This window comes from Candidatus Phytoplasma bonamiae (assembly GCF_030586845.1).
Lineage (GTDB): Bacteria > Bacillota_I > Bacilli_A > Acholeplasmatales > Acholeplasmataceae > Phytoplasma > Phytoplasma bonamiae.
In genome coordinates, this window is record NZ_JAOSIQ010000011.1 from 1 (window position 1) to 15,953 (window position 15,953).

The following is a 15,953-nucleotide window of genomic DNA, read 5'->3' on the forward strand; positions in this document are numbered from 1 at the left end:
GTCAGTTTAATCAAATATTCCAAATTGATTCTTAAATTTCTCACGACTACTATGATTCTGCTTTATCCTTGCAAGAATATTATTAATTTCTTGTTTAGGATGATAAAAGTTGCTCTAAATATTTACCATTGTTGACTTTTAGGTGAGATGACCAAAAATTAAATTTAAATATATTTTTAAATAAATTAATACTTTTTATTTTGGTAGGTTCCGAGTTTTTTTATTGATAATACTATGAAATAGGGATTAATTTTCATAGTTACTCGAATTGATAGCTAAAAGATAGTTTTCTATCAGTTTCGGATTACTCCTTTTTTATTCCCTTAGCCTCATTTCAGAGGTTATCCATAAGTCATAATTCAGTTCACAGAAATTCATAGACAAAACTATCTTGTCCGTTTTCTGTTTTTATAGTCTACTATAATTATCATTTCTTTCGTTACAACAACCGACTATATACTGCCACCGATTATCATACAGTGGATGATTGGCGAAATCACTAGATATTAGGCATCTTTTTCGTCCACCCCCGACCGACGGCTTAGAAGGCCGTTGCTCTATCCTGCTGAGCTACTCAAACATTTTTAAAAACAACTTATATTATACTTGAAATATACAATTTATAATTAATTTATAAAGGTAAATTTATTAATAATCAATTTTATATTTTAATATTTTGAAAATTAGATAGTTAATTATTTTTTTATCAAAAAAAATAACTAACTATCATTACTATTTTTTGGTTTAATTTTAAAAAAAATATAATCAAATTTATCAGAAAAAATATAATGTTGTAAAATAATAAAATCATTATTTTTTAACCAATTAAATAATAAATGTATTTTACTTTGGCAACCTAATAAACATGGTTTAGTAATTAAAGCGTTTTTTAAAATATTTATAATTTTAAAAGCTCCTAAACCACAAATAACAGCTAAATCGAAATCTGCAGAAATATTTTTAAAACCATCACTAACAAAAAATTGAACAGGATAATTTTCTAAATTTTTACGAGCTTGAGATAAAGCTTTAAGACTAATATCTACAGCTATTCCTTTAGAAATATATTCTAAATCTAATGCTTTTTTTAAAACTAATCCATTATCTGTACCGATATCAACAACCGTATTATAATTTTTAATTAACGAAGCTATAAATAAAATTCTATTCATATTTATTTTCTATTGATATTTTTATATAAAATTTTTAATTTATTTTGTCTCGAAGGAGATCTTAAACGTCTTAAGGCTTTAGCTTCTATTTGACGAATACGTTCTCGTGTAACACCTAATTTAGCTCCGACTTCTTCTAAAGTATGCACCCTATTATCACCTTCTAAAATTCCATATCTCATTTTTAAAACCAATTGTTCTCTAGGAGTTAAGGCTTCTTCCAATGACTCTTCTAAAGTTTTTTTTAAAGTTTCTTGCAACATATAATCATGAGGAGAAATAGCATTAGGATCGCTAATAAAATCACCCAAAGAAGAATCATCTTCATCACGGATAGATGTTTCCAAAGAAATAGTTTCTTTTTCGATCATTTGCAAATCATTAATTTTTTTAGTTTCTAAATTCATGGCTTTAGCTATTTCATGATTTTCTGCCTTTCTGGCTAAATCTTGAGTTAGTTTACCTCTTAAACGTGAAATTTTATTTAAAATATCAGAAACATGAACTGGACATCGAATAGTACGAGATTGATCGGCAACAGCTCTAGTAATAGCTTGTCGAATCCACCAAGTTGCATAAGTAGAAAATTTAAAACCTTTTGTATAATCGAATTTATCTACAGCCCTCATTAACCCCATATTTCCTTCTTGAATTAAATCTAAAAATTTAATTTTTCTACCTATATATAATTTAGCTACCGATACTACTAATCGATAATTAGCTTCGATTAATTTATTTTTTGCTATAACAGCTTTTTTAATTGATGATTGAAGTTGTTCTAATTCTTCCTCAGTTATAGATATTAATTTATTTTTAACATCTTCTAATTTTTTTTTAGCTTTTACTCCTTCGTAAACTAATTTAGAATTTTCTTTCTCCTTTTCTAAAGTTAATAAGGGTATTTGTCCGATTTCTTTTAAATACATTCTTACTGGATCATCAACTTTAATTGAATTAGCAATTTTTTTTAAATTAAGATCTTCTTGTATTTCTTCAGAACGAATAGTTTCAATATTAATATTTTCATCTTCTAAATTTTCTATTTCTAATAGATCATCATATTCAGAATTTTCTAATTCACTTTGAGATTTTTTTGCTCTAATACTTTTAGATATGTTTTTATTTATTAAATTACTGGTAGTTAAAAAATATTTAATAATTTTTTGATCAATAGTATGTATATCTTTTACATTATAATTAAACCATTTTAATTCTCTTTTTAAAATATTAGCAAAAGTTGTTTCACCTGTTTTTTCAAATTGCAAAATTTTTTGTTTGTATATTTTTTTAATTGTCAATTTTAAATTCATCACTAACTCCTATATTTTTTAACTTTAATAACTCTTTTTGTTTCTGAGCTATTTTTAATAATATTGATTTTCTTAGATCATTATCTTCTTGGTTATTAGTTGTTATAATTTGTTCTGACAAATTTTGCAATTTATTTTTAAGAATGTTTAATTCTTGTCTAATTTGATCAATCAAATGCATTTTTAAATAACAATAAAATTTATTTAAATTTTCAGCTTTTTGAATACGTATTTTTTTTTTAAATAAATAATTATTTTTAATTTCCAAAAACAAACCATAAATATCAAATTCTTTTGATAATTCTGATATAAAAAAATTATTAATTTCCATAAAACGTTCTAAATTGATACCATTTTTTATTTCATTTTCTGTTGCATTTGTTTGATAATAAATATCAATTTGATCTATTAATTTTAAAATATTTACATTGGAAACTACATAATCATAGATATCACGTTTAATTAACTTTAAATGTTTTGAATTTAATAAAATTTCAATTAAAATTTCTTTTTCCACAAGACTTACAATGGATTTAATTGGCTTATGAATCTCTTGCAAATATTTTTGACACATAATCATTGTATAATCCTGTTGATTCATAATTTGTTTATTATAAATATCATTTGCTATAAAAAGAGAATATTGTTTATAAATGGTTTGACAATAATTATGTTTAGTTTGTTCATCATAATGTTTAATTAAATTTAAGATATTTTGGTTTAAAATAGTTGTGTCCAAACCTTGTTCTAAATATTTTTCGATCATATAAAACACATAATCTTGAGATCTTTGTAATAATATTTCATAATTAAAGTCTTTTTGATTATTCGAATCAGACAAAAATTCATCTGGATCTTGATTATTAGGCGGATGCCAAATAAAAACAATTATCTTTTGTTTAATTAATAATTCAGCTATTTTATATGTAGCTTCTACTCCTGCTTTATCACCATCAAATACAATTGTAACTTTATTAGTATTTTGTTTTAACAAAGTAATATGTTTTAAAGTTAAATTGGTTCCTAAAATAGCAATAGTATTATAAATATTCACTTTATAAAAAGCTATAACATCAAAAATACCTTCACATAAAATAACATTTTGCTTTTGTTTAATAAATTCTTGACTTTCGAATAAATTATATAATACATTAGTTTTTTTAAATAAAATAGTATTATTATTGAATAAATATTTAACAACATTTTGATCATCTTCTAGAGAACGACCAGTAAAACCTATAATTTGACCGGTTACATTAGTTAAAGGAAACATAATACGATCGCGAAAAAAACTATAATAATGTTCAGAATTATCTTTTGATTTATTAACTAAACCTAAAGATAATAAATCTTCTATTTTGAACCCTTTATGTAATAAATGATTTCGAAGGGCCTGAGAATGAACATGTGCGTAACCTAAATTAAATTTATCGATTAATTCTAAATTTAATTTACGTTTGTTTAACAAATAATCAGAAGCATAATGACCTTCAATATTATTTAAAATATATTGTAAAGCACTTTTAAAAAAATCTTGAGTATATTCCAAAATACTTATAAATTTATTTTTGACATAATCTTGCGGTTTGTTTAATATTTGTAACTTAAATTTAGAATTTAATTCATATGCAGCTGATTCTAAAGTTATTTTTTTTAATTTAGCCCAAAAAGCTGTTGGGCTCCCTCCTTCATGGCAAGCCATACAAACAGCAATATTTTTTTCTGGAGAAACAGAAAAAGAAGGAGTTTTTTCTTTGTGAAAAGGACATAAACTCATAAAATTTTTTCCTTTTTTTTCCAAAGAAAGACCTGCATGTTGACTAACTAATTCGTAAATAGAAATTTTTTGATTAATTTGCTCAATAAATGATATTTTTTTTGTCATCTGATTCATATTATTTTTATTTATAATCCGCTTTAAATCAATTCATTTAATAATTTATTAAAAAGACAATGTTTAAAAAGATATTTTATTTAATAAATAATTTTTAAGTCTTTCCAAAGATATAAATTCTTGTTTTAAAGAATCTCGTTCTCTTATAGCTACAATATCTTTTTCTAAAGTTTGATTGTCTATTGTGCAACAATAAGGAGTACCAATAGAATCTTGTCTCCTATATCTTTTGCCAATGCTTTTGGTCTCATCATAAATAACTTCAAAATCATTATACAAAAAACGTTGTATTTGTTTAGCTTTTTCTCGATGAATATTTTTAATCAAAGGCAAAACTGCTATTTTATAAGGAGCTAAAAATGGATGTATTTTTAATAATATTCTTTCTGTTTGGTTTGCTAAAATTTCTTTTTGTAAACTATTCGATATAATAGCTAATAACAATCTTTCGACTCCCACAGAAGGTTCTATAACAAAAGGATAAAATTTCTGACCTGTTTGCTGATCTGAATATCTTAAATCTATTCCTGAATATTTATGATGTTGTTTTAAATCAAAATCATTACGTGCAGAAACTCCCCATAATTCATCAAAACCCCAAGGAAAATTAAATAAAATATCAGTAGTATTACTAGCATAATGACTTAATTCTGTATAATGATAATCTTTAAATTTTAAATTTTCTTTGTTTAAACCTAAATTAAGCAAAAAATCATAAGTATATTTTTTCCAAAATTCAAACCATTTTTTAGTTTCTTGAGGATGATGAAAAAATTCTAATTCCATTTGCTCGAATTCGCAAGTTCTAAAAATAAAATTTCCTGGAGTAATTTCATTCCGAAATGATTTACCAATTTGACCTATACCAAAAGGTATTTGTTTTCTAAAAGTGTTTAAAATATTTTTAAAATTAACAAAAATTCCCTGACAAGTTTCTGGTCTCAAAAAAATTATATTATTTTCCGATGGCACCGAACCTTGATGACTTTGAAACAATAGATTAAATTGTTTAACATTAGCCCAATTAGCAGTACCCAAAATACGATATTTAATCAAATATTTTGTCATCATTTCCAAAGACATTTCATTCACATTAACATCCGGATTATGTTCTTTAATTAACTTATCAGCTCTATAACGTTTATTAGTATCTTTATTTTCTGCTAAAGGATCAGTAAAATTTTTAATATGACCTGATGATTCCCAAATTTTAGGATTTAATATTATACAACTATCTAATAATAATGTATCCTCTCTCTCTTGAAAAAATTTTTTTTGCCAAGCTTTTTTAATATTTTGCTTTAATAAACACCCTAAAGGGCCATAATCAAAAGTATTAGCTAAACCTCCATAAATTTCACTTCCAGGGAAAATAAAACCATTTTGTTTCGCAAAACTAATTAACTCTTGTAAAGAAAACATTTCTTTATCCTTTGCTATTTTTAATTAAAATTTAATGATATTCCGGTTTTCCTTAAAAAATTAATATTATTACGCCATTTTTTTTCAACTTTAACCCATAAATCTAAATAAATTTTTGTATTCAAAATATATTCAATATCTTTACGAGCTTCAATTCCTATTCTTTTTAACATATCACCCTGATTACCTATTAATATTTTTTTTTGGTTATTTTTTTCGATAAGAATAAGAGCAGAAATGTTAGTAATAGCAGGAGATTTCATCAAAGAAATATTTTCAATAAAAACAGTTGCAGCATGAGGAATTTCTTGATGCAAATAGTAAAGAATTTTTTCTCGAATAATTTCAGATATTAATTTATTTTGATTTATATTAGTTTTAATATCGGAAGGGTAATAAATTTTTCCTTCAGGTAAAAATTCTAAAATATTCTTTTTCAAAATATTTATATTATTATTGTTTTTATTAATAGCTGATATAGGAATAACAGCGTCAAAATGAAATTTTTGAATATAACTTAAAATAATCTTATCAATGATTATGTTTTTATACAAATCCATTTTATTAATAACCAAAATAATTTTTTTATTATATTTTTTAATAATCTCAAAAACATTTTGTTCTTGAGAAGTTTGACGATATTCTCGGTCAACTATAAATAAAATAACATCAGCTTCATTTAAACTTCTTAAAGTAACTTGATGCATTATTTTATTTAATAAATATTTGCGATTAAAATGTAAACCAGGAGTATCAATGAAAACAAACTGATATGAAGATGAAGTATCAATTCCGATAATAGCTTCGCGTGTAGTTTGAGATTTAGAGCTAGTAATTGATATTTTTTGATTAATTAAATGATTAATAAGAGTAGATTTGCCTACATTAACATTACCAATGATAGAAATAAATCCTGATTTAAACAAAACGATCTCCTCTTTTATTAATAAAATATTTAAAAAATTTTTTTATTTTAATAATTAAAATCCAAATTATGCTTTTTTAAAATTTTTTGTTGTAAATCGATCATTTCGAACAATGATTCCTCTGTTTTATCATCATAACCTTTTAAATGCAAATAACCATGTAAAACTAAAAAACTAACTTCTTGTATATCAGTAATATTATTTTGAACAGCTTGTTTAAAAGCTTTAGGTAACGAAATTAAAATATCTCCTAACGAAATATCTTCGGTATAATCATTAAAAGCCAAAACATCCGTAGTATAATTTTTTTTTAAATAGAAATTATTAACTTTCTTCATATATTCATCGTTAACAAAAATAATATTTATTTTTTTTCCTATATCCAAATCTTGAAATATTTTAATCAAAACAATACTTAAATAATCAACTTCAAAATTAGTATTATTTACTATTTTAACATCCATAATTTAAATCTTATCCAAAATTAAAATTTGATAAATATCTGTATAACAAAAAATAAATTCAGAATTTGCTTTTATTTATTATCTTGCAATTGTATCGTTGCAAATTTTAATAAATAAAAATAAAAACTGAAATAATTTATTAAAATATAAATTTAATGAAAAAAAATTTTTAAACAAATGAATATCCATTTATCAACGTTTTTTTGATTGAAATTTTTTAGCACGCATTTTTCTAGCTACACTAGGTTTGATAAAAAATGCTCTTTGTCGAACTATAGCAGTAATACCAGATTTAGAAACTTCTCTTCTAAAACGTTTATATGCGTCTTCAATTTGTTCGTTTTCTCGCGTAATAACTTTTGGCATATTCACTATCCTTCCCCTTTTCGTTATATTTTAATATTTTAAATTCATTCGCACTTCATCTATTAATTTTATTTTTTAAGTAGATAATTTAATTTATATTAATAAAATTAAAATTATTCAATCAATACGTTTTTTTATTATAACATAAATTGTAACAAAAAAAATATAAAAATATACTAAAATAGATAATTTTTTAAATATTTATAGTATTTTAATTCTGTTAATATATAATTTTTTGTTATTATCAAAACTATTGTTGCATCAAAAATTGTACAAAAATAATTAAAATAAAAAAACTAATAAAACGATTAAATGTATCAACACTTTTATTACTTTTATAAGTGCCATATTGTTCTGCAAATGCATCAGTAACATCCGCTTCAGATGAAAACAAAACACTAATAATAATAATAACACTTATAATATAAACCGCATAGTTTGGTAATGAAAACATATTATCACCTTTTTTATCGAATGTTTAAAATTAATATATTATATTAATTGAAATTTTAAAAGATTAACTAATTGTAAATAAAAAATTTATAAATAATTTTTATGTTTTTATAATGAAAATTAATCATTAATTCTATACAGAACCAAAAAATTTTTTTCGGAATTTTATAGCAAATATAATGTAATTTTTTCTTTCTGGAAGAAGGTAGATAAGCTTAATTATTTTTAATTAAGCTTTTATACCTCCAGTTATTAAGAAATCACTTTCTCCTTTAGCGTAATGACTTAATCCTCATTATTCATTTTTAATACTTTTCCTTAAGGATTCTCCCAATTAACTCTAAATATCAATCTCGATTTTTTAGGCGAATTGAATGATTTCAGGATAGTGTAAGATTCCAGGTTTCTTGATTGACACGCTATCCAATGTATTAATCTATATCGGTATAGTTTATGGATTGTTCATGTATTATAGTAATTATAAGATAGGTTTTCTTCAATATAAACTCTCTACTTTACCTTCTAAGTTCCTTCAGGACTCATCTTTAGAATTTGTCCGGAGTAAAAATAACTACATTAAGTATTTTATCACGCGTTAAACTGATATAATTCCTAATTTTTTTCTTTTTTTTAGGCAAGGACCTCCTTGTTTAATCTTTTTTAGTGTTTATCAGCGCTAGTGATTGATAAAATCACTTAATATTTATGTCTTTTGGCATCCTTTATGAAAAGATAATAATAAATTTTATTTAAGTTAAATCTTTTTTTATCTTTATTACTAATATCTTACCAAAATATTTTAAAATTAACATGCATTTTTTAGTTGTTCAAGATTTTTATAATTATCCTAAATTCTTTTTGATAATCTTTTGATAATAAAAACAATAATTACGTATTATAATGAATATTTTGTATTTTTTGTTATTTTAATTTAAACTTAATTATCTTTGAAATAGTTTATCATTTATTTTCTTGTTTTAAAATTATAATTTTTAAACTATTTCTGAATTAATACATATTTTTTAATCTCAAAAATTATATTCATCTTTCTAAATTAGAAGAAATAAAAGCTTCAGCGAATATATCCTGAACATTTTTAATAGTTATAATTTTCAATTTATTACGTACTTCTTCAGGGATATCATCAATATCTTTAGAATTAGCTTTCGGAATAAAAACAATATTTATGCCTATTCTATCAGCGGCTAAAACTTTTTCTTTTAATCCTCCTATAGCAATTACATCGCCAGTTAATCTAATTTCTCCAGTCATTGCTATATTTTCTTTAACCTTTTGGCTAGTCATAACAGAAAATAAAGATGTAGCTATGGTTACACCAGCAGAAGGTCCATCCTTAGGTACCGCACTTTCAACAAAATTAATATGAAAATCTTTTTGTTTAAAAATATCGTAATTTATACCTAATTTTTGAGCATTAGCCTTTAAAAAGCTAAAAGCGGTAATAGCGCTTTCTTCAATAACTTTTCCCAAATGACCAGTTAAAACTAACTTACCTTTACCAGGATAACAAGTGGTTTCGATAGATAATACATCTCCTCCTACCGTGGTATAAGCTAATCCATTAACAACGCCTATTTGAGGTTTTTTTTCTGTTAATAAATCATAATAAATAATTTTTCCTAAAAATTCTTCTAAATTCTCTTCGTTAATATCATTGTGAGTTATTTTTTGAATTAAAATATTTTTTATTGTTTTACGAATTAAAGTAGCTATTTTTTGGCTTAAATGTCTGATTCCAGCTTCTTTAGTGTAATTCCTAATAATTTTAATCAAAGCAGAATCGCTAATAGAAAATTTTGTCGTTTTTAAACCGTGTTCTTTCAAAAGTTTCGGAATTAAATGTTGCTTTGCAATATTTAATTTATCTTTTTCTGTATAAGAGTTTAATTCTATAATTTCTAATCTATCCCTTAAAGGAGCAGAAATATTACTAATATCATTAGCAGTAGTTATAAATAGTACTTGCGATAAATCAAAAGGTTCCGATAAATAAAGATCTATAAAAGTTTTATTTTGATTCGGATCTAAAATTTCTAATAAAGAAGATTCTGGGTTATGATGAAAATTATTAACTAATTTATCTATTTCATCTAATAAAAATACAGGATTTATAACTCCTACATTTTTAATACCATCTAAAATACGGCCTGGCATAGCTCCAACATAAGTTCTTCTATGGCCTTTAAATTCGCTTTCTTCTTGTAAACCGCCCAAAGATTGTTTAACAAATTTACGTCCTAAAGCTTCTGCTATAGAAATAGCTAAAGTAGTTTTACCTACACCCGGAGGACCAACTAAACATAATATTGTTTGAGCGTTATGTTTAGTCATAATTTTAACAGCAGCATATTCTAAAATTCGTTCTTTTGCCTCTTGTAAACCATAATGATTTTTTTCTAAAACCATACGAATTTTTTCTAAATCATTAATATCTTTGCTTTTTTTACCCCAAGGTAAGGCTATTAAAAAATCCAAATAATTCCGAATAACAAAAGAATCAGCTACCGCTGAAGAAATCGATTGATAACGAGATAATTCTTGTAATGCTTTTTCTTTAACATTTATAGGCATTTTAGAATTTTTAATTTGTGATCGCAAAGTTTCTATTTCTTCTTCTTTTTTTGCTCTATCGCCTAATTCATTTTGAATAGCACGTATTTTTTCTCTAAGATAAAATTCTTTTTGATTTTCGTCAATACTACGTTTAACTTCTTCATTTATTTTATTTTCTAATTCAATGATATCAATCTTTTTATGAATATCTTGTAGAATATAAAACAATCTATTATTTAAATTTGTTTCTTGTAAATACTTATATTTTTCTTTTTCATCAATTTTTAAAGCAAAAATAATTAAATCAGCTATTTTCTCAGTATCAATACCATTTTGAATTTGCTCTAACAAATTATTTTCAGATATAAATAAAAATTGACTTGTATTAGAAGTTATTTGTTCCATAACTAATTTAATCAAAGCTTCCTCTTTTTTTATATCATCACTTAATTCAGTAACAACCGGAACATATTTAACATTAAACAAATTATCTTGTTTAAAAATTGAAATTGTTTTAATTCTTTTCAATAAGCGGAATTTAACTTTATAAATGGAACTGTTAAGAATTTTAACTGAAGCAATAATTCTAGCTAATACCCCATATTCTGCAACATCTTTGAGTCCAGGATCTTCTAAAGCAAATATTTTTTGAGGCAAAATAACTACATAAGGACATTTGTTTTTATCAGCTTGTTTTAAAGCGTTTATTGAAAAATCACGTCCTATTTCTATCCTAAAATCATTGTTAGGAATAGGTATTACATCACGTACGATAATCGCAGGCAATTCACGAGGAACCTCAAAACCTTCGATATATTCCAATTTATTCTCATCTTCTATCTGATTTAATTTAATTTTTTTATTCATTTTTTGCCTCTCTCTTGAAAATAAAATTAAACTTATTATAATTACAAAAAAATTAGTTAATATTTAATTCTTACATCTTACAAAAAACTTTATAAACATTAAAAATATTTGTTATTATTTAATAATTATATTTAAAAGTTTTTATTATTAAAAGAAGAATTATTCCATAAAAAATCTATAACTTTATTTTGTAATAAAGTGGTTTTGACATAATTAATGTCATATTTTTTTTTAAAATCTTCCAAATTTTGAAGATTTGAACTACGAAATAAATTTTGATAAAAATCTTTAATTTCATTATCTAAAATACTAATATTTTCTTTAAGAGCAATTGCTTCTAACAAAAATGCTATTTTTAATTTTTTAATATTTTCTTCAATTATTTGTTTTTTAAAATCTGTTTTTGACAAATTATTTTGTTTATAATATTCGGTTAAATTAGGATTTTTTTTGTTTAGTTGTTCTTCAATTTTATTTTCTGTTATTGAAATATGATTCTGCAATAAATGTTGAGGTATATCAATACTTGAATTTTTTAATAAATATTCCAAAATATAATTTATTTCTTGTTTTTTCGAAACTTCTTTTTTGTTAAATTGCAATTGTTTTCGAAAATAATCAATTAAATTTTCAATTTTAGGAAAATTTTCAGATAAATTTAATGTTTTAATTATATCAACATTTAAATCGATATCAGAAATAATATTAATTTTATTTAAAAAAACTTTAACTTTAACATTATTGCCAGATAATTTCGAATTTAAAAATGTATCAGGAAATTTAATTTTTAAATTACGATATTCTTGCTCTTTCATACCTAATATATGAGAAGATAAATATTTAATAATATAATGACATTGTTCATTAGAGAAGTCAAAGCAAATATTATTTTCATTCAAAATAATCATATTTTTATGTCGTATTTCTAAATTAAAAAAATATTGACAATATTTATTATTTAATGTAAAACCTTGTTCTTTAAATGCTATATTTAACCATTGCCGAATAGATTGATTTATTTCCTCCTCTGTTACTGAAACATCTTGATTTTTTTCATTAAGTATATCAATATTTTTATAATCACACAAATCAATCTTAGGCTTTAATGTAAATTTAATTATTAAATTAAAATTATGATCTTGTTCTATTTTATTTATATCAAAATTAACAAGTTCAGGTTGCCCTATAATTTTATTCCCATCTTTTATCAAAATTTCATTTATTTTTGATTCAACTAAAAATGTAATAGCTTTTTGATACAAAAATCTTTTGCCAAAATATTTTTCACATAATAATCTAGTCACGAAACCTTTGCGAAACCCTTTAATTTTAATATCATTTTTAATGCTATTAAAAGATTTCTGTAAAAAAAACTCAAATTCTCGAGGATTAATCTCAAAATTATATTTCACAAAATCATTATTTATATATTCAATTTCCATTATTTTATCACCTAGTAAATCGCTTTTTAAAAATTAATAATACAAAAATTTTCTCTAATTATATCTATAAAGTTTATAAATATAGTGTAAAAATTAAAATCAAATTTTTCATATGCATAAAATTAAATCATTTTATAAAAAAATATAAATAACTATTTTATTTCTCTTTTTATTTACTAATTATAATTAAAATATACAAATTTTCAATAATTTAAAAAATATTTAAGCATATATTATTTTAAGAATAAAAGATCAACACATACTAAATTTTATCAAAAAAAATAATAATTCCGATTTTTTTTGATTAAATTACTTTTTATATTAAAAAAATTTGAAAAAATTGAAGAATTGGAGTTAATTTTATTAATAAATAACAAAGGTAAATTATTACATTAATTTAATTTAAATTTATATAAGAAGTAATAAAATTTTAATTTCTTTTAAATTATTATAATATATAAGCGTGAATTAATTTTAAGAATTACAAATTAATTTACAGTAAATTCTAGAAAAAAATAAAAATTATTATTTCTCAAAATTATTTTTTATCAAAGTTTATTTTTATTATATTTATTAATTTAAGAAAGGATTCTAATATAAAGAATGAAACATTCTATAGAAAATTTAGATACACTAATAGCTAAAAATAAAAATAAATTATTGTTAATTGATTTTTATTTAACAAATTGCCCTCCTTGTCAACAATTAATACCTTATTTAGAAAAAATCAAAAAAGAAAAACCAAATCTTGAAATTATAAAAATTAATGGTAGTGAAAACTTTGAATTGGTTAAAAAATATAATATTAAGTATTATCCTAGTTTACTATTGGGGCGCCAAAGAGGCCTAAATATCGAGTGAACTAACCCATCACCAGTGCGATAAACACTGACAGGATAAGAACGGTTCTTGAAAGGAAACTATCAAAAATTACAGCAGTTCTTAAAAGCGGGTTGCGACGAAGTAGTTAGTCAAAAAGACACCGCCACCGAATGGTTCTACGGGTAAGCCTGAAATGGCCTAAGAAGATAAGCAGATGTAATAACAAAACCTGTCTCGCAAACTACTATAAACGAGCAGTCTAGAAGCTGTCAATATTTGCAATAGGTATTGGATAGTTTATCACTTAACCAACCTGGAATCTCACCATGAATAAATGGTCACTTCCCCTAAGGAATCAAGGTTGATATTTAGCGTAACTTGGAGAATCCTAAAGGCGAGTTGTTAAATTAACGAATAATGAGATTAAAGTCATTATAGCCCAAGGAGAAAGCGACTTCTTAGTAGTCGGAGGAGTAAAACTGGATCTGGAATGATCCAGTTAATCGTCCTCCCTAGAACAAGGTTAACGACCTTGATAGGGCGAAAGAAGTTAGTAATTTATGGTTTATCAATAAATTATGGCAAGCCGGATGCTGGGAAACTTGCTTGTCCGGTTTAGAGGGGGGCTGTTTGTAATAGATAACTGGTTGATAAATCCAGTTATTGAAACGCAAATAATCTATCTCTATTATAAAAATAGCAAATTAATTAAAAAAAATGTAGGTTATTTATCTTTATCAGAATTGTTAAATTTTGTAACAGATGATATAGAAGATTGAATAACACAATCTCAAATTTTTAATATTAAATAAGATATAAAATTTTATAAATTTTAAATAACTTAATTACAAGATTATAATAACAATATAAATTAAATATAAGGAAAACATATGATTTGTAAAAAAATGGAGGGATTTTTTTTAGTAAATAAAACTTCTGGTATTTCATCTCATGATGTCGTTAAATTCATCAAAAAAAAATTAAATTTAGAAAAAGCAGGGCATACAGGTACTTTAGATCCTTTAGCAGAAGGTTTATTAATTGTAATAGGGCGCCAAAGAGGCCTAAATATCGAGTGAACTAACCCATCACCAGTGCGATAAACACTGACAGGCTAAGAACGGTTCTTGAAAGGAAACCATCAAGAATTACAGCAGTTCTTAAAAGCGGGTTGCGATGAAGTAGTTAGTCAAAAAGACACCGCCACCGAATGGTTCTAAGGGTAAGCCTGAAATGGCCTAAGAAGATAAGTAGATGTAATATAAAACCTGTCTTGCAAACTACTATAAACGAGCAGTTCAGAGGCTATCAATAACATTATTACGAATTGGATAGTTTATCACTTAACCAACCTGGAATCTCACCATGAATAAATGGTCACTTCCCCTAAGGAATCAAGGTTGATATTTAGCGTAACTTGGAGAATCCTAAAGGCGAGTTGTTAAATTAACGAATAATGAGATTAAAGTCATTATAGCCCAAGGAGAAAGCGATTTCTTAGTAGTCGGAGGAGTAAAACTGGATCTGGAATGATCCAGTTAATCGTCCTCCCTAGAAAAAGGTTAACGACCTTGATAGGGCGAAAGAAGTTAGTAATTTATGGTTTATCGATAAATTATGGAAAGCCGGATGCTTGGAAACTTGCTTGTCCGGTTTAGATGGGGGCTATTTGTAATAGATATTAGAAGAAAGATAAATCTTGAGATTGAAACGCAAATAATCTATCCATATATCAATAAAGCGACAAAATTAGCATTTTTATTTAATGATTTAGATAAACAATATCAAGGAACCGCAATTTTTAATAAAAATTATGATACTTTAGATGTTAATGGAAAATTAATTAATACCAAAAAAATAATTTTATCTGAATCTATGATAAAAAAAAATTTTGATTATTTTGATAACAAACAATATTGGCAAACTCCTCCAATGTTCTCTGCTATCAAGATTAAAGGTCAAAAAATGTACGATTTGGCTAGAAAAAAACATTATGTAGAGATTCCTCCGCGACAAGTAACAATTTCAAATTTAAAGTTAATTTCATATGATATTAAAAAACAAGAAGCGAAATTTCAAGTAAATGTATCTAAAGGAACTTATATAAGAAGTTTAAGGGCGCCAAAGAGGCCTAAATATCGAGTGAACTAACCCATCACCAGTGCGATAAACACTGACAGGCTAAGAACGGTTCTTGAAAGGAAACCATCAAGAATTACAGCAGTTCTTAAAAGCGGGTTG

At 24.2% G+C, this 15,953-nt stretch carries 15 protein-coding genes and 1 pseudogene; 6 read left to right on the forward strand and 10 right to left on the reverse strand.

All coding sequences use genetic code 11. The features are described 5' to 3' along the window. Positions 1 to 719 precede the first annotated feature (719 nt). From OC701_RS01430 to OC701_RS01475, 10 genes are all read right to left on the reverse strand, one after another. Positions 720 to 1,172, reverse strand: coding sequence for a tRNA (adenine(22)-N(1))-methyltransferase TrmK (locus OC701_RS01430; RefSeq protein ID WP_304514331.1), 453 nt, complete (start codon positions 1,170 to 1,172; stop codon positions 720 to 722). A gap of 2 nt (positions 1,173 to 1,174) precedes the next feature. Then, positions 1,175 to 2,482, reverse strand: a complete 1,308-nt coding sequence (locus tag OC701_RS01435) for a sigma-70 family RNA polymerase sigma factor (RefSeq protein ID WP_304514332.1) — start codon at positions 2,480 to 2,482, stop codon at positions 1,175 to 1,177. After that, positions 2,460 to 4,376: a DNA primase gene (dnaG, locus tag OC701_RS01440; protein ID WP_304514333.1), complete on the reverse strand. Its 1,917-nt coding sequence runs from the start codon at positions 4,374 to 4,376 to the stop codon at positions 2,460 to 2,462. The genes OC701_RS01435 and dnaG overlap by 23 nt, the downstream gene beginning before the upstream one ends. A gap of 63 nt (positions 4,377 to 4,439) precedes the next feature. After that, the gene (locus tag OC701_RS01445) at positions 4,440 to 5,798 is read right to left on the reverse strand and encodes a glycine--tRNA ligase (RefSeq protein ID WP_304514334.1); all 1,359 of its coding nucleotides are present in this window, start codon (positions 5,796 to 5,798) and stop codon (positions 4,440 to 4,442) included. Positions 5,799 to 5,818: 20 nt separating this feature from the next. After that, a complete protein-coding gene (era, locus tag OC701_RS01450; protein WP_304514335.1) occupies positions 5,819 to 6,724 on the reverse strand; it encodes a GTPase Era in 906 nt (301 codons plus the stop codon). Positions 6,725 to 6,771: 47 nt separating this feature from the next. Further along, positions 6,772 to 7,188 carry an rRNA maturation RNase YbeY gene (ybeY, locus tag OC701_RS01455; protein ID WP_304514336.1) on the reverse strand — a complete coding sequence of 139 codons (417 nt, stop codon included), beginning with the start codon at positions 7,186 to 7,188 and terminating at the stop codon, positions 6,772 to 6,774. 192 nt (positions 7,189 to 7,380) lie between these two features. Beyond that, complete coding sequence (gene rpsU / locus OC701_RS01460; RefSeq protein WP_004994728.1) at positions 7,381 to 7,554, reverse strand: 30S ribosomal protein S21; 174 nt, start codon at positions 7,552 to 7,554, stop codon at positions 7,381 to 7,383. Between the two features lie 250 nt (positions 7,555 to 7,804). Then, positions 7,805 to 8,008 carry a hypothetical protein gene (locus OC701_RS01465; RefSeq protein ID WP_304514337.1) on the reverse strand — a complete coding sequence of 68 codons (204 nt, stop codon included), beginning with the start codon at positions 8,006 to 8,008 and terminating at the stop codon, positions 7,805 to 7,807. Positions 8,009 to 9,048: 1,040 nt separating this feature from the next. Next, a complete protein-coding gene (gene lon / locus OC701_RS01470; RefSeq protein WP_304514338.1) occupies positions 9,049 to 11,448 on the reverse strand; it encodes an endopeptidase La in 2,400 nt (799 codons plus the stop codon). Between the two features lie 131 nt (positions 11,449 to 11,579). Next, positions 11,580 to 12,890, reverse strand: a complete 1,311-nt coding sequence (locus OC701_RS01475) for a trigger factor (protein ID WP_304514339.1) — start codon at positions 12,888 to 12,890, stop codon at positions 11,580 to 11,582. Positions 12,891 to 13,493: 603 nt separating this feature from the next. Between OC701_RS01475 and OC701_RS01480 the strand changes: the two genes are divergently transcribed. The 6 genes and pseudogenes from OC701_RS01480 (at position 13,494) to OC701_RS01505 (ending at position 15,863) form a co-directional block, all read left to right on the forward strand. Next, entirely contained in the window at positions 13,494 to 13,751 is a 258-nt protein-coding gene (locus tag OC701_RS01480) for a thioredoxin family protein (RefSeq protein ID WP_304514340.1), read from the forward strand. A 451-nt stretch (positions 13,752 to 14,202) separates the two neighbouring features. Beyond that, positions 14,203 to 14,331, forward strand: a complete 129-nt coding sequence (locus OC701_RS01485; RefSeq protein WP_304514341.1) for a hypothetical protein — start codon at positions 14,203 to 14,205, stop codon at positions 14,329 to 14,331. Further along, positions 14,291 to 14,491 carry a hypothetical protein gene (locus tag OC701_RS01490; RefSeq protein ID WP_304514342.1) on the forward strand — a complete coding sequence of 67 codons (201 nt, stop codon included), beginning with the start codon at positions 14,291 to 14,293 and terminating at the stop codon, positions 14,489 to 14,491. Before OC701_RS01485 ends, OC701_RS01490 begins: the two co-directional genes overlap by 41 nt. Before the next feature lie 126 nt (positions 14,492 to 14,617). Continuing rightward, positions 14,618 to 14,758: pseudogene (locus OC701_RS01495) on the forward strand (tRNA pseudouridine synthase); the annotation flags it as partial. 483 nt (positions 14,759 to 15,241) lie between these two features. Further along, positions 15,242 to 15,370 carry a hypothetical protein gene (locus OC701_RS01500; RefSeq protein WP_304514343.1) on the forward strand — a complete coding sequence of 43 codons (129 nt, stop codon included), beginning with the start codon at positions 15,242 to 15,244 and terminating at the stop codon, positions 15,368 to 15,370. Continuing rightward, entirely contained in the window at positions 15,330 to 15,863 is a 534-nt protein-coding gene (locus tag OC701_RS01505; protein ID WP_420887966.1) for a pseudouridine synthase family protein, read from the forward strand. The genes OC701_RS01500 and OC701_RS01505 overlap by 41 nt, the downstream gene beginning before the upstream one ends. Positions 15,864 to 15,953: the final 90 nt, after the last annotated feature.

What these genes read in the sequence shown, in the direction of transcription:
- OC701_RS01490 (WP_304514342.1), top strand. Translation starts at nt 14,291, where the DNA reads ATGGCAAGCCGGATGCTGGGAAACTTGCTTGTCCGGTTTAGAGGGGGG.
- OC701_RS01435 (WP_304514332.1), bottom strand. Translation starts at nt 2,482, where the DNA reads ATGAATTTAAAATTGACAATTAAAAAAATATACAAACAAAAAATTTTG.
- OC701_RS01485 (WP_304514341.1), top strand. Translation starts at nt 14,203, where the DNA reads ATGATCCAGTTAATCGTCCTCCCTAGAACAAGGTTAACGACCTTGATA.
- lon (WP_304514338.1), bottom strand. Translation starts at nt 11,448, where the DNA reads ATGAATAAAAAAATTAAATTAAATCAGATAGAAGATGAGAATAAATTG.
- dnaG (WP_304514333.1), bottom strand. Translation starts at nt 4,376, where the DNA reads ATGAATCAGATGACAAAAAAAATATCATTTATTGAGCAAATTAATCAA.
- OC701_RS01505 (WP_420887966.1), top strand. Translation starts at nt 15,330, where the DNA reads ATGGAAAGCCGGATGCTTGGAAACTTGCTTGTCCGGTTTAGATGGGGG.
- OC701_RS01445 (WP_304514334.1), bottom strand. Translation starts at nt 5,798, where the DNA reads ATGTTTTCTTTACAAGAGTTAATTAGTTTTGCGAAACAAAATGGTTTT.
- OC701_RS01480 (WP_304514340.1), top strand. Translation starts at nt 13,494, where the DNA reads ATGAAACATTCTATAGAAAATTTAGATACACTAATAGCTAAAAATAAA.
- OC701_RS01465 (WP_304514337.1), bottom strand. Translation starts at nt 8,008, where the DNA reads ATGTTTTCATTACCAAACTATGCGGTTTATATTATAAGTGTTATTATT.
- rpsU (WP_004994728.1), bottom strand. Translation starts at nt 7,554, where the DNA reads ATGCCAAAAGTTATTACGCGAGAAAACGAACAAATTGAAGACGCATAT.
- OC701_RS01430 (WP_304514331.1), bottom strand. Translation starts at nt 1,172, where the DNA reads ATGAATAGAATTTTATTTATAGCTTCGTTAATTAAAAATTATAATACG.
- OC701_RS01475 (WP_304514339.1), bottom strand. Translation starts at nt 12,890, where the DNA reads ATGGAAATTGAATATATAAATAATGATTTTGTGAAATATAATTTTGAG.
- OC701_RS01500 (WP_304514343.1), top strand. Translation starts at nt 15,242, where the DNA reads ATGATCCAGTTAATCGTCCTCCCTAGAAAAAGGTTAACGACCTTGATA.
- ybeY (WP_304514336.1), bottom strand. Translation starts at nt 7,188, where the DNA reads ATGGATGTTAAAATAGTAAATAATACTAATTTTGAAGTTGATTATTTA.